This window comes from Hymenobacter cyanobacteriorum (assembly GCF_022631375.1).
GTDB lineage: Bacteria > Bacteroidota > Bacteroidia > Cytophagales > Hymenobacteraceae > Hymenobacter > Hymenobacter cyanobacteriorum.
This window is the reverse complement of record NZ_JALBGC010000003.1, coordinates 947,256-960,819: the sequence shown is the minus strand read 5'-3', so window position 1 is coordinate 960,819 and position 13,564 is coordinate 947,256. Positions and strand designations below refer to the sequence as shown.

The window sequence follows — 13,564 nt, the reverse complement described above, 5'->3', positions numbered from 1 at the left end:
CCGGTTTATCAGTCTTCGCGCAGCGCCACCGCCGGCTGAATGGCCGCCGCCAGCCGGCTGGGCTGCCACGCGCACAGCGCCGTGATGAGGTACACCGCCCCGGCCGCCGCCGCAATGGCCAGCAGGTAGGGCTGCGCGGGCAGGTCGAAGGCATTGAGCAGCGGAAACTGCGCCGCCAGCAGCCCGCCCAGCACCACGCCAAACGTGGTCACCACCATCATCTCGCCCAGAAACTGCCAGCCGATGCCCGCGCCCGTGGCTCCCATGGCCCGGCGCAGCCCAATCTCGGCCCGGCGCTGGCTGATGTTGTGCCACAGCACTCCAAACAGCCCCAGCGCCACATTAATAATCAGAAACAGGCCCATGATGCACAGGCCCACCACCGGCACCAGCGTGTAGCGGCGGCGGTGCAGGCGCTCGTCGTCCATCACGCGCACCTGGCTGGTCCATTGGCGCGTCACGCCGGCCACGGTGCGGGCTATCTGCTCCTGCAGCTCGCCGCCCGAGCCGGGGGCCACGCGCACCAGCACGTTGGCCGTTTCCCAGTGGGTGGTGTCGTAGGGCAGCAGGCGTTGCCACATGGAGGGGATTGCGGCTGAGAAGTCACTGTCCATGCGCACCGGCTCGACTACGCCCATTACCTGGAATTGGTCCTCGGGCTTGATGGCTTCTTTGCCGGGGTTTTCCCAGGTGAAGATTTTGCCCAGGGCCGGGCCGTTGCCAAACAGGCTTTCGCGCAGGTCCTGGCTGATGACCACGGGGCGGTGGTTGCTGCCGTCGTCGGCGGGCGCAAACCAGCGGCCCTCGCGCAGGTGCAGTTGCATGGCTTCGTTGTACTGGTCGTCGGCGGCGTAATAGTTGGTTACCGGCGACTTCTTACCCTGGTACTGAAATACCGAGGTGTTGGTGTTGAAGATGAACGGGACGTTGCCGCTGGTGAGGGCCACCGTGCGCACGCCGGGCAGGGCCTTCACCTGGCGCAGCACGTCGTCGAGCTCGGCGCGGGGCATTTTCAGTTTCTGGCCGGCGCGCACTTCCAGCCGCCACACCTGCTCGTAGTTGAAGCCGTGCGGAGCCAGGAAGTTTTTGGCCGAGGTGATAAGCACCGCGCCCACCCCAAACAGCACCACGAAGGAGAAAAAGATTTCGGAAATCAGCAGCAGATTGGCCCGCTTGCGGTTCCAGATGAGGGTGAAGAGATGGCGGAGCATGGGTTGGAGAAATTAGCAGGAAGAAAAACAGCACGTCATGCTGAGCTTGTCGAAGCATCTCTACCGCTTCGTTGGGCCGATTGAATTAGTCTTTAGGTAGAGATGCTTCGGCAAGCTCAGCATGACGTTCTCTTACCCCGCTGTTTGGAAGTTTACTTCTGCTCCCCGCTGCCGCGCAACGCGGCCACGGGGTTCAGGCGCGACATTTTCCAGGCCGGGTACACGCCGCTCATCAGCCCGAAAACGAGCGTGAGCAGCATCCCCCAGCCAAACACCGACCAGCTCAGGGCGAAGTGCGCGTAGGCCACGGGATGGGCCTCGTTCACCAGGGCCAGGGCCCCGGCGGCCAGCGCCAGCCCCAGCAGCCCGCCCACCAGGGCCAGCACCACGTTCTCGACCAGAAACTGCCCCACCAGATTGCCGCCCGTGGCCCCAAAGGCCTTGCGCACCCCAATCTCGCCCGAGCGCTCCAGAATGCGCGTCACGTTCAGGTTCACCAGGTTCAGGGCCGGCAGCAGCATAAACAGCAGCGCCAGCCCGCTTACCACCAGGTAAAAAGTGCCGAGGTTGTCGTCGTCCACGGTCTGGTCCTGATGGTTGAGCATTACCCGCGTAACACCCGCCAGAATGGGGTCGGCGTAGGAGTACACGGCCTTCACTTCCTTCGGATTCGGGATTTCCACCCGCCGCATCATCTGGCGGTATTCCTCGCGCATGGCCGGCACCGCCGCCGCCGAGGGCGCCAGCAGCACCGGCAGAAACACGCCGTTGAGGCGGTTGTCCTTGAAATACTCGCTGCTCAGCGTGTAGGGCATCCACACGTCGGCGTAAGCATATACTTTCGCGGCCGACACGTTGCGCACCACGCCCGCCACGCGGTAGCGCTTCAGGTCGATTTCGATGGGGCGGCCCACCACGTCGGTGCTGCCGAAATAGGCCCGGGCCGTGGCCTCATTAATCACGCACACCTGCTGGGCCTGCTGCACCTCGGCCTTGCTAAACGGCCGCCCGCCCAGGAAATCAAAGTCCATGATTTGCCAGAAGTTGCCATCGGTGTAGGCCACGTCCAGCGGCAGCAGCTTGCTCTTGGTGAAGGCCGTGGCATTGGAAGAGCCCGTGCTGATGCCCACCAGCTCCGGGGTTTTCATTTTCCGCACGTAGTCGTCCACGAAATGAATGCTGGCCGGCATGTTCATCCAGCCGTGGTTGTCCTGGCGCTGGTGCCGGATGACGTTCACAACCAGTATGCGGTCCACGCGCTTCACCGGCGTGCCCGGTCCCACCAGGTGGTCGAACATGGCCATCACCACCAGCAATATCATCAGTGTGAAGCTCACGCCAAACAAGCTGATGAAGGTGAAGAACTTGCGGCGCATGAGCACCTTCCAGGCGATTTTTAGATAAGAGAGCAGCATGGCCTCTGGCGTTATTACAGTGAGATGATGGGTTCGGAACCAAGAGGGTATACCAGTTGCAGAAATCGATTTTGTACCTGCCACATACCTTTTTGTGCTTGCTTCATACCTTTTGCCCTTTGCCCCGAGGTAGCTAGCTAACTTGGCTGCCGTCGAAAAACCGAATTACGCGCTGCGTCTTCAGGGCCTGCTGCATGTCGTGGGTCACCATCACGATGGTCACGCCCTGCTCGCGGTTCAGCGCCAGCAGCAGGTCCATAATCTCCTCCCCCATCACCGAGTCGAGGTTGCCGGTCGGCTCATCGGCCAGAATGATTTCCGGCCCGCCGGCCAGTGCCCGCGCAATGGCCACCCGCTGCCGCTGCCCGCCCGAGAGCTGCCCCGGAAAGTGGCCCGTGCGGGCACTCAACCCCACTTTGTCGAGGGCCGCCAGGGCGCGCTGGCGGCGTTCGCCGCCACCCATGCCCTGGCGGTACAGCAGCGGCAGTTCCACGTTGTCGACCACCGAGAGGTCGTTTATTAGATGGTAGCTCTGGAACACGAAGCCGATTTTCAGGTTGCGCAACCCCGCCAGCTCCTTATCGGAGTAGGAAGTCACGGCCCGGCCATCCACCTCAATCACGCCGCTGGTGGGCTCGTCGAGTAGGCCCATCAAACTCAGCAGCGTCGATTTGCCGCAGCCGCTCGGCCCCATGATGGACACAAACTCGCCGCGGTTCACGGTCAGGTTCACGCTGTTCAGCGCCACCGTTTCGATGGTTTTGGTCTGATAGACTTTTTCGATGTCGCGGAGGCGAAGCACTGGCGCGGCGTTTTCAAACGTGGCGGCCGTGGGTTGGCGGAGGTCAGTTTCCGGGCTCATTTGAGGAGGGGAGTTTGGGTTTCGAAATCGAATAAAGTGAGGGCCCGCAGGCGGTAATAAGCCACCCAGCCGGCGCGCAGGGCGAAAATGTAGCCGCGCCGCGCCCCATCTTTGGCCACCGAGGCCAGGGTCAAATCGGTGAGGCTGATGCGGCCCAGCAGGTAGGTGGCGCGGGCAATGTCGTAGCGGCGCTGGGCCAGCGAGTCGGCCCGGCCCGCTAACTGAATCTGCTCGGCCAGCGCGGGCTGCTGCCCGGCCTGCGTGAGCACCGTTTGCTCGAAGCTGCGCTCTTCCTGCGCCACATCGTGGCGGGTCTGGTCGCGGGTGAGCTCGGCGGTTTTCACAATAGCCTGGCGGCGGCCCCAGTCCACGAGTGGCAGCGAAAACGCCAGCCGCACCTGCTGCTGGTTCTGCAGGTTCAGGTAAGTATCGGTGAAGTTGGGGGCCTGGTTAACATAGCCCAGGTTGGCCGTGAGGCTGGCCTGGAAGCCAGTAGTGCCGCGCGCCAGGGCTACGTCGCGCTCGGCCTGCAGCAGCCTGCGGCGCAGCGCCAGCGTGGTGCTGCGAAACTGCCGCGCCTCGGCCAAAGCCTGCGCCGGGGCCACGGCCGGTTGTGGGGCCGGCGCGGGCACGGCCAGCGCCAGGGTACCTTCGGCGGCCGGCTGGCCGGTGTAAGCCTGCAAGGCCACGGCCGCAATCTCCGCATCGAGCCGAGCCTGATTCTGCGCCTGGCGGGCATCGAGCAGGTTCAGTTCCAGCTGCAACAAGTCGCTCTGCGACAGCCGCCCCAGTGCAAAACGCTCGCGGCCGATGCGTAGCAGCTCGGCGGTGGCCTGGGCGTTCTGGCCGGCCACGGCGGCGTTTACCTGTTGCAGCAGCACGTCGAAATACAGCTCCGTCACGCGCTGGGCCACGGTTTCGCGCTCCTCCACGTAGGCCCGCTGGCTTTCCTGGTAGCGCAGCGGCTCAATGGCCCGCGCCCATTTCAGGTTATTGAACTGGCCCAGCGGCTGCACAATACCCAACGTGAAGGGCTGATTATTATACCGCTTCAGCCCGCCGTTGAAATCATCGAACCGCTGCACCTCCGCGCCCACAAACACCTGCGCCCCGGTCAGCCCGATGTTCTGGCTCAGCGTCAAAGCCAGGTTGGAGTTGTTGATGCGCACGGCCCGGAAATCGGTGGTTCCGTCGGGCTGCACCACGGGCGTAATCACGCGGCTGAAATTGGGCAGCGTGCCCGCCAGGCCCAACTGCGGCCGGTAATTGGCCTGGTAGCCGCGCCAGGCCCAGTAGCCGGTTTCGCGGTTGGTCAGAGTCTGCTGGCCGGCAGCCGAGTGCTCCAGTGCTTGCGCAATTACCTCGCCCAGCGTGAGGGCGGGCGCGGCAGTTTGCGCTACCTGGGCTGCCACCGGCTGCCGCAGCAACGCCAGCGGCGCGAGCAACAAAAGAAGCTGAATGATTCGGAGTTTCATTGTCGCGCCGCCTTAGTCTTTGAGAGTCAGCTCCGGTGTGTCCAGATGCTCTTTCATGTCCGACACCACGATTTCCTCGCCCGCCCGCAGGCCGCCGGTAATTTGCACGAAGTCGAAATTGCTGTCGCCGAAGCGCACCGTGCGGCGTACCACGCGCCCGTCGTTGGTCAACACGAACACCGGCTGCTCTTTGCCGCCCTGGTAAAACGGGCCATTTTTCACGCGCAGCACGCCGTGATGGGCACGGGTTATCACGAATACGTCGGCCCGCAGGTTGGGCCGCAGCGCCGGGTGGTGGGGGTTGTCGAGTTGGGCGTAAAACGTCACGACACCCTTGTCCACGCTCGGGCTGATGCTGGCCACCGTGCCGCGCAGGTCGAGGTCGTTGATGCGCACCTTCACCGGGTCGCCCTGGTGCAGGGCATCAGCGTAGCTGTCCGAAATCGTGGCCCGCACCCGGAAACTGCTCAAATCTGCTACCCGCGCCAGCGCGTCGCCGGCCTGCACGGTGGTGCCGAGGTTGTCGTTTACCCACGTCAGTACGCCCGCCTGCTGGCTGCTGATATCGGCCTGCCGCAGCTTGGTGGCCAGTTCCGCAATGCTGCGCTGCTGCATCGACACCGTATAGCCCAGCTCCCGCACATCGGCCGCGTTCGAGCGCTGCTGCGTCTGAATCTGGCGCGTCAGGCGGTCGGCTTCCAGTTGGGCCACGGTCAGGTTCAGTTCGGCCTGGCGCACATTTTCGGCCGTGCCGCCCCCAATTTTCAAGAGTTGTTGCTCATCACGCAAGGCCGACTGCAGGCTGCGCACCTTCACGGCCTGCACTTGGGCCTGGGCGCGCAAATCGGTCAGGCTGCGCTCCAGCGTCAGCTGCAACTGGGAGTTCTTGTTCTGGTTGCGCAGCTGCTCATCATCGAGCTTGGCCAGGCTCGAATTGGCCAACTCCTTGTCCAGCTCCAGAATGGTTTCGCCGGGCTTCACCCGCGCCCCCACCGCCACCGCCACCCGCCGGATGGTGCTCTGAATCGGGCTGGTTAGCACCGCCTCCCGGCCCGGAATCACGGTGCCGGCGGCCGTGAGCGAAGCTTCCACCTCGCCGGTTTCTACGGTGGCCGTCAGCATATCCGCGCGCCGCAGACGGGGCTTCAGCACCGTGCGAAAGGCCAGCACCGCGCCCAGCGCCAGCAGCACGCCAGCAGCCACCACGAGCCAGCGGCGGCGCTTGCGTTGGCTTTGAATAGAATCGGCAATGGCTCTGTCCATTTTCGTGCAGAAAGAAGAGTGTTTCCGCTATCTGTTGCCAAGCCGCGTGCCACTTGTATAAGCTATTGATTCCATGAATCATAACCACAAAACCGCATTTGAGCGCATTAAAAAAGGTGTCCATTTCTGAACACCTGCGCGCAAACCGGACAGTCAGCCGATGTAGAGACGCATACTTGCGTCTCGTTATTGAACGGCCCGAACCAAATCAATAACCCAAACAACCTCGCTCAACGACGAGACGCCACTAGGCGTCTCTACGCCAGCACCTGGTACACCACAAATGCCGCCGCGTAGGCCAGCCCCGTCATATAAACCAGCTGCGCCAGCGGCCACTTCCAGCTTTTGGTTTCGCGGTACGTCACGGCCAGCGTGCTCATGCACTGCATGGCAAACACGTAGAATACCAGCAGCGAAAACGCCCGTGCCGGCGTGAAAAACGGCTGGCCATTGGCATCTTTTTCAGCACTGAGTTTCTGCTGCAGCGTGCCCATATCTGCATCCTGCCCCACGCTGTAAATGGTCGAAATCGTGCCCACAAATACCTCCCGCGCCGCAAACGACGTGAGCAGCGCAATGCCAATTTTCCAGTCGTAGCCCAGCGGCCGGATGGCTGGCTCCAGTACGTGGCCAAACTTGCCAGCGTAGGAAGTTTCGAGCCGCGCCGACGCCACCTGCCGGCTGGTTTCAGCCGAGTTCCAGCCGCGGGCAGTGGCTGCCTGCCGCACCTGCGCTTCGGCCGTGGCCTGCTGCTGGCCCGGGCCGTAGCTGGCCAGCACCCACAGCAGCACCGAAATGGCCACAATCACCCGGCCCGCCTGCAACACGAATGCGCTCACCTTCTGATAGATAGTCAGCGCCACGTTCTTCCAGCGCGGCCACTGGTACACCGGAAATTCCATGATGAAGTAGCTCCGCTCCCGCGCCTTCAGCAGCTTCTTCAAGGCCCAGGCCGAGCCCAGCGCCGAGAACAGCCCCAGCAGGTACAGCGACATCAAGGCCACGCCGCGCAGGTTGAAAATGCCCCACGCGGCGCGGTCGGGCACCACCAGCGCCACCAGCACCGTGTACACCGGAATGCGCGCCGAGCACGACATGAGCGGCGTCACGAAAATCGTAATCATCCGGTCCTTCCAGCTCTCAATCACCCGCGCCCCCATGATGGCCGGTACCGCGCAGGCCAAGCCCGAAATCAATGGCACCACGCTCTTTCCGCTCAGGCCGAATGGCCGCATCAGCTTGTCCATCAGGAAAGTAACTCGGGCCATATAGCCCGTTTCCTCCAGCACCGCCAGGAAGCCAAACAGCAGCGCAATTTGCGGAATGAACACCAGCACGCCGCCCAGGCCGGCCAACACGCCCTCCGTCAGCAGCCGCACCAGCGGCCCCGAGAAATTGTCCTGAATCACGGCGCTCAGCCCCGAAATGCCCTGGTCAATCCAGTCCATCGGGTACTGCGCCCAGGCAAAAATGGCCTGAAACAGCAGAAACAGAATGGCCAGAAAAATCAAATAGCCGCCCACCCGGTGCGTCAGCACCTTATCGATGCGGTTGCTCACCGGCTCCCGCTTTTCGGTCCGCACCACCGTCACCGTTTCCAGCAGAATCTCGTTGATGCGACCGTAGCGCCCGATGGTTTCGGCCGCCTGCGCAGCGGTAGCGTCAAAGCCCGCCTGCTGCGTCAGCTCCTGGATGTGCGTCTTTTCCTCGGCCGTCAGAAAGCTAATTTGGCGGTACTGCTGGGCGTAGTGCAGCGCCAGGTAGTCGTTGTGCAGGTCAAAGTAGTAGCGAATCTGGCGCACCAGCGGCAGCAGCTTCTCATCGGGCTCCCAGAAGCGCACCGGCGGCGCATCCAGCCGCTGGGCCATCACAATCTTGAGGGCCGCCACGCCAATGCCTTTCCGGGCATTCATCGGAATGATGGGCACGCCCAATTCCCGCTCCAGCGCCGGCAAATCAATGTTCACACCGTGGCGCTCGGCCACGTCCATCATATTGAGCGCCAGCACCGCCGGCAACCCCAAATCCCCCAGCTGCGTGAATAGCAGCAGGCTTCGGCGCAGGTTGTTGGCATCCACCGTCACCACCACGAAATCGGGGTAGTTGTCGGCGGCCTTATCGTAAAGCAAGTCGGTTATTACCTTCTCGTCCAGGCTCTTCGGGTAGAGCGAGTAGGTACCCGGCAAGTCAATAATTTCGGCCCGCTGGGTGGCCGTGAGCTGCGCCACGCCGGTTTTACGGTCTACCGTTACCCCCGGGAAGTTGCCTACTTTTTGGTTGAGGCCGGTGAGCTGGTTGAATAGCGACGTTTTGCCGCTGTTGGGGTTGCCGATGAGGGCAATGCGCAGGGGGCGCGGGTCGGCCGGAAGGCCGGCGACCTTGGTGGGAGCCGGATTGCCTGCGAGTGCCGCCATGCGCGCTATTCCTTCAGTAAAATGGTGGCCGCCTCGCTGGCCCGCACCGAGAGCGTGTATTCCTGGTCGCCGAGCACCAGCATCAGCGGGTCGCCGAGGGGGGCGCGGCCGCTCAGGCGCACCTGCACGCCGGGCACGCACCCCATCTCCAACAGCTTAAGCGCCATTTCGGGGTCTTCGAGGCAGCACACGGTGCCGGTTTCGCCCACCCGCAGGTCGCGCACGGTGCGCCGCGCGGTAGTCGCCGGAACCGAAGCAGGAGTACGCCGAAATAGAGCCACTGGAAAAACGGTGAAAATCTTATTTAGAAAGAATACAAACAAAGGTACACCGACATTTTCTTACCAGCCCCGCAATTTTTTTTATCCCCTAATAATTCGATTTCAGGCAATTCGTCCATCTTTGTAGAATCCTAAAACGATGCAGACTTGCTTGCGGTTAAAAAAACGGCTAACTTTCAGCCGTTAATTGTAATTTTGTCCGAACTACCCGATAAACTATGTACGCAAGACTACTTTTTATAGCATTATTCTTCGTTGCCATTGTCCCGTTTGCCAATGCGCAAAAGGTGGAGATTAAAGGAGTTATTGTCGATAAGGATACCAAAGAGCCTTTACCGTTCACTTCTATTGGGCTTAAAAACGAACAAATCGGCGCGCTCAGCAACGAGCACGGGCAGTTCGTGGTGCCGGCCCCAACGCAGAATACCGCCGACTCGCTGGTGGTTGTGGCCCTGGGCTATGGCCGCCGCGCCGTGCTCGTGAAGCGGGGCGTAGCCGTGGCCAGCCTCACCATCGAGCTGCCCAAGCGCGCCGTGGCCCTGGGCAACGTCACCGTGAAGGCCGGTAAGGTAAAAAACCTGGGCCTCGGCTCGAAGTCAGACGACCCGGGCGAAGGCATGATTCAGGGTCTGCCGGGCAGCCAGTACGCTTTCTTCGTGAAAAACGATAAGAAGAAGCGCTTGGGCAACGTGCGCACGGTGTCGTTCTACATCGGCGAGAACGGTTTCCCGCGCGAGCCCTTCCGCGTGCGCCTCTATAAGGCCGACGGCAACTACAACGCTCCCAACACCGACCTGCTGACGGAAAACGTGGTAGTATCGGCCCCGCAGGGCGGCCAGTGGTACACGGTGGATTTGACGCCCTACAACATCATCGCCCCGGAAGAAGGCTTCTTCGTAGCGATGGAGTGGGTGGTGAGCGGCGACAAGTTCTTCACCACCAACTTCATGGACGACTATACGCCCTACGGCCAGATTATGCGTCCGACTTACGAGTTTAAGGAAAGCCGCACCTGGAACTACACCATGGGCAAGGGCTGGAGCCTCATCACGGCTTCCAACGGCCAGGGCCTGCGCTACAACGCCATGATTCGGGCCGAGGTAGACATGATTAAGTAAGTCGGCTGGCTTTAAGCCGCTGCTACCGCTCACAAAAAAGGCCCTGCTCACCGCAGGGCCTTTTTTATTTCAGATGCCTGCCGCGAGTTATTTGGCCTTGGCTTCGACCGCGGCGGCGGGCTTTTTTGGCCCCAGCCCCTCGATGAACTCGCGGATGGCATCGGCCGCGACGGGGGCCAGAATGGGCTGCATCTCGCCGTTCATCAGCACCCACTCGGTTTTGGGGGGCTGAAACAGGTGGTTGGCGCCGGGCAGTTTCCGCACCACCGTGCTGTGGCTGATGCTGCGCAGCTCTTTTTCCAGCGCATTCAGGTGCAGGTCGGCGGGGGCTTCGGCATCGTCGGTGCCGCTGAGGAGCAGCACCGGGCATTTCACCTGGTCGAGCTCGGCCACGGGGTCGAAGGTGAGGAAATAGCGCCGCCAGGGCGTGAGCTGCTCGGCGGCAGCCTTCTGCGCGGCTTCGGGCGTGAGTTCGGGCTGGTCCTGCCGCATCATGTTGCTCACGATGGACAGCGCCTGCGACGGCGTGCTCTGCCGGATGATTTCGTACATCGTTTTCTGGCGCTCGTAGGCGGCCTGCACCGTCATGGGGTCCAGCTTTTTCGCTTTCAGCTGCGCCACCTGCTGCTGCAGCAAGGTTTGCTCGCCGGTGAGGCCGTAGCCGGCCATCGACACCACGAAGGCGGGCGGCAAGGGCTGGCCGGCTGCCAGCAGGGCCACATCGCCCCCTTCGCCGTGGCCGATTACGCCAATGCGGCCAATGTTCACTTCGATGCGCGAGCGCAGAAAGTTCATGCCCGCCTGCACGTCGCTCACCAGCATGGCCGTGGTGGCCAGGGCCGAGTTGCCGCCTGATTTGCCCACGCCGCGGTCGTCGTAGCGCAGCACGGCAATGCCGCGCCGGGTGAGGTAGTCGGCCAGCGTGCCCAGCAGGTGGAAGTTGCCGATGGTACCGTCGCGGTCCTGCGCCCCGATGTCGCTTACCAGTACCACGGCCGGGAATGGCCCCTTACCCGGGGGCACGGTGAAAGTGCCGCCCAGGTTCAGGCGCGAAACCGGGTTGTTGAACATCACCTCCTCCTCGTGGTAGGGCGGAGCCAGGCGGGTGGCCGTGCCGCTGCCCAGCGTGGGCATGGGCGCGTAGTGCAGCTCCAGCGGCGATTTCACGCCCGACTGCGTCCAGGTGCCTTCGAGCTGGCGCTTGTTGGCCACGTAACGGGCGGCATAGCGGCTGCCTGCACCGGGCATTGCAAACAATACGGAGTCGCCGCGCACGGCCAGGTCCGTGGGCATGCGAGTGACCTTTTGGGCCGGCACATCAAGAGCTGCAAAGAACTTACCGCCGGCCAAGGGCACAATGCTAATAGTCAAATCTAACCGCCCGCCCAGCACCGCCAGCTTGCCTTTCCAGAGACCTCCCAGTGGCAGGGGCTCGGCAGCGGCACCAGCAGTTTGGGCGGCAGCCTCCACCGTAGCGCCGGCCAATAATGAAAGAAACAGTGCTATGTATTTTTTTCTCATAAAGTATTCAGTGCCGACAAGGGCAGTTGCAAGGTACGGAAAAGCCGGCTGAGTAACGAAATTTCCCCCATTCAATCCTCGAAAAAGCTCATCGCTAGGCCGGCCCGCCCCATCGCCCACAACGCCAAAGGCCCGCCCTGAAAACAGGACGGGCCTTGCACTGCAGAAGCAGCAACTGCCGGCGGGCTAGCGGGTGCGCACGGCTATCTCGACGCGGCGGTTTTCCTGGCGGCCGGCGGCGGTGGCGTTGGTGGCCACGGGCTGGGTTTCGCCCATGGGCTCAACGCTCACGCGGGCGCCATCGATTTTGCCGGTGTCGACGAGGTAGCTTTTCACGGCTTCGGCGCGCTTCTCGCTCAGCTCGCGGTTGTAGCTTTTGTCGCCGCGCGAGTCGGCAAAGCCCATCACGCGCACTTGCTGGGTGGCGTAGCGCTTGCCGATGGAAGCCGTAATCTGCTGCAGCGAGGCGGCGGCACTGGGCTTGATGTCGGCCTTGTCGGTGTCAAACAACACGGTTTCATCCACGCTGTACACGCTGTAGGTGCTATCGCCGCGCACCGTTACGCCGGGCGTGGTCACTTCGTCGAATTTCACATCGGCGAGCTTAGCCTGGGTCATGTCCCAGGCATTGCCGGCCATCTGGCTGGCGGTCTGGCCGTCGCGAGCCATTACGGCGGTGTCCTGGCCGGCTTCGCCGAGCTGGTCTTTGGTTTCGGAATGCTTGGTTTCGCAGCTGGCGAGCAGCAAAGTGGCGGCTAAGCCGGGAAGGAGGAACTTCATCATGGGGAACAGGTCACAAAATGTGAAAGAAATTATTTGGCTTCCGGTACGGAATTGCCGTCGATGAGTTAATTTTAACACCGCGCGGAACCAATTCAAACAATTCCCGCAACCTATCAAAAGCCTTTTTCAGCGCCATAAACGCCCTTTCTGGCGGTTTAGAGGCCGAAAAAAGTTTATTCTACCCGCCGTCCTTCAATCGTTTCCGCGCCTTCACCACTACCATATGTGAAGCGGAATTTGTAAATTTGCCAGACTACATCCATTATAATTATTCTTGGCGATGATGAAACGCATACCTTTTCTCGCTTTATGGGTTCTGCTGCTGCTCCCGGCACTGAGCTGGGCGCAGGAAAACCGCATTACCGGCCGCGTCGTGGATGCCAAAACCAAAGACCCGGTACCGTTTGCCTCCATCTCCCTGCGCGAAGAAGGCACGGGAGCCCTTACCAACGAGTATGGCTATTTCCAGCTGGCCGGCCTCGAAAAAACCAGCCAGGACTCGCTTATCGTGATGACGCTAGGCTACGACCGTAGCGCCATATTCATTAAGCGCGGCAGCACCGAAGACCTGATTGTGGAGCTGAACAAGCGCTTCATCGAACTCGGTGACGTGAAGGTGGTGAGCAAGGATAAAATCAAAGCCCTGGAGCTGGGCTCCGATGCCAAAAACCCGGGCGAAGGCATGATTCAGGGCCTGCCGGGCAGCCAGTACGCTTTCTTCGTGAAAAACGAGAAGCAAAAAAAACTGGGCAACGTGCGCACGGTGTCGTTCTACATCGGCGAGAACGGTTTCCCGCGCGAGCCCTTCCGCGTGCGCATCTACAAGGCCGACGGCAACTACAACGCCCCCAACACCGACCTGCTGACGGAAAACGTGGTAGTGTCGGCGTCGCGCGGCGGCGAGTGGTACACCATCGACCTGAGCACCTACAACATCAAAGCGCCCGAAGAAGGCTTCTTCGTGGCCATGGAATGGATTGTGGGCGGCGACAAGTTCTACACCACGAACTTCATGGACAACTACACGCCCTACGGCCAGATTATGCGTCCGACGTTCGAGTTCAAAGAGAGCCGCACCTGGAGCTACACCATTGGCAAGGGCTGGAACCTGCTGACGCTGGCCAACAGCGCCGGCCGCCGCTACAACGCCATGATTAAGGCCGAAGTAGACATGTATAAGTAACCGCGCGGCACAGCCGAGCGAAAAGCCCCGTCGGTGAT

Annotated in this window: 11 protein-coding genes; 2 read left to right on the top strand and 9 right to left on the bottom strand. The window is 61.7% G+C overall.

The window, feature by feature from the left end; genetic code table 11:
• Window positions 1-8 precede the first annotated feature (8 nt).
• The 7 genes from MON38_RS13695 to MON38_RS13665 form a co-directional block, all read right to left on the bottom strand.
• Window positions 9-1,211 (bottom strand): ABC transporter permease, encoded by a 1,203-nt coding sequence (locus MON38_RS13695; RefSeq protein WP_241936734.1) that lies wholly within the window; start codon window positions 1,209-1,211, stop codon window positions 9-11.
• A gap of 152 nt (window positions 1,212-1,363) precedes the next feature.
• Complete coding sequence (locus tag MON38_RS13690) at window positions 1,364-2,626, bottom strand: ABC transporter permease (protein ID WP_241936733.1); 1,263 nt, start codon at window positions 2,624-2,626, stop codon at window positions 1,364-1,366.
• Window positions 2,627-2,759: 133 nt separating this feature from the next.
• On the bottom strand, window positions 2,760-3,488 hold the full coding sequence (locus tag MON38_RS13685) for an ABC transporter ATP-binding protein (protein WP_277881471.1): 729 nt from the start codon (window positions 3,486-3,488) through the stop codon (window positions 2,760-2,762).
• Entirely contained in the window at window positions 3,485-4,963 is a 1,479-nt protein-coding gene (locus MON38_RS13680; RefSeq protein ID WP_241936732.1) for a TolC family protein, read from the bottom strand. The genes MON38_RS13685 and MON38_RS13680 overlap by 4 nt, the downstream gene beginning before the upstream one ends.
• A 12-nt stretch (window positions 4,964-4,975) precedes the next feature.
• Window positions 4,976-6,226, bottom strand: coding sequence for an efflux RND transporter periplasmic adaptor subunit (locus MON38_RS13675; RefSeq protein ID WP_241936731.1), 1,251 nt, complete (start codon window positions 6,224-6,226; stop codon window positions 4,976-4,978).
• A gap of 257 nt (window positions 6,227-6,483) precedes the next feature.
• A complete protein-coding gene (gene feoB, locus MON38_RS13670; protein ID WP_241936730.1) occupies window positions 6,484-8,640 on the bottom strand; it encodes a ferrous iron transport protein B in 2,157 nt (718 codons plus the stop codon).
• A 5-nt stretch (window positions 8,641-8,645) separates the two neighbouring features.
• Window positions 8,646-8,921 carry a FeoA family protein gene (locus MON38_RS13665; RefSeq protein WP_241936729.1) on the bottom strand — a complete coding sequence of 92 codons (276 nt, stop codon included), beginning with the start codon at window positions 8,919-8,921 and terminating at the stop codon, window positions 8,646-8,648.
• Between the two features lie 287 nt (window positions 8,922-9,208).
• Between MON38_RS13665 and MON38_RS13660 the strand changes: the two genes are divergently transcribed.
• Complete coding sequence (locus MON38_RS13660) at window positions 9,209-10,039, top strand: carboxypeptidase-like regulatory domain-containing protein (protein ID WP_241936728.1); 831 nt, start codon at window positions 9,209-9,211, stop codon at window positions 10,037-10,039.
• An 87-nt stretch (window positions 10,040-10,126) separates the two neighbouring features.
• Here the strand turns inward: MON38_RS13660 and MON38_RS13655 are convergent, their stop codons facing one another.
• On the bottom strand, window positions 10,127-11,560 hold the full coding sequence (locus MON38_RS13655; protein ID WP_241936727.1) for an alpha/beta hydrolase family protein: 1,434 nt from the start codon (window positions 11,558-11,560) through the stop codon (window positions 10,127-10,129).
• Window positions 11,561-11,746: 186 nt separating this feature from the next.
• On the bottom strand, window positions 11,747-12,340 hold the full coding sequence (locus tag MON38_RS13650) for an OmpA family protein (RefSeq protein WP_241936726.1): 594 nt from the start codon (window positions 12,338-12,340) through the stop codon (window positions 11,747-11,749).
• 286 nt (window positions 12,341-12,626) lie between these two features.
• Between MON38_RS13650 and MON38_RS13645 the strand changes: the two genes are divergently transcribed.
• Window positions 12,627-13,526, top strand: coding sequence for a carboxypeptidase-like regulatory domain-containing protein (locus MON38_RS13645; protein ID WP_241936725.1), 900 nt, complete (start codon window positions 12,627-12,629; stop codon window positions 13,524-13,526).
• Window positions 13,527-13,564: the final 38 nt, after the last annotated feature.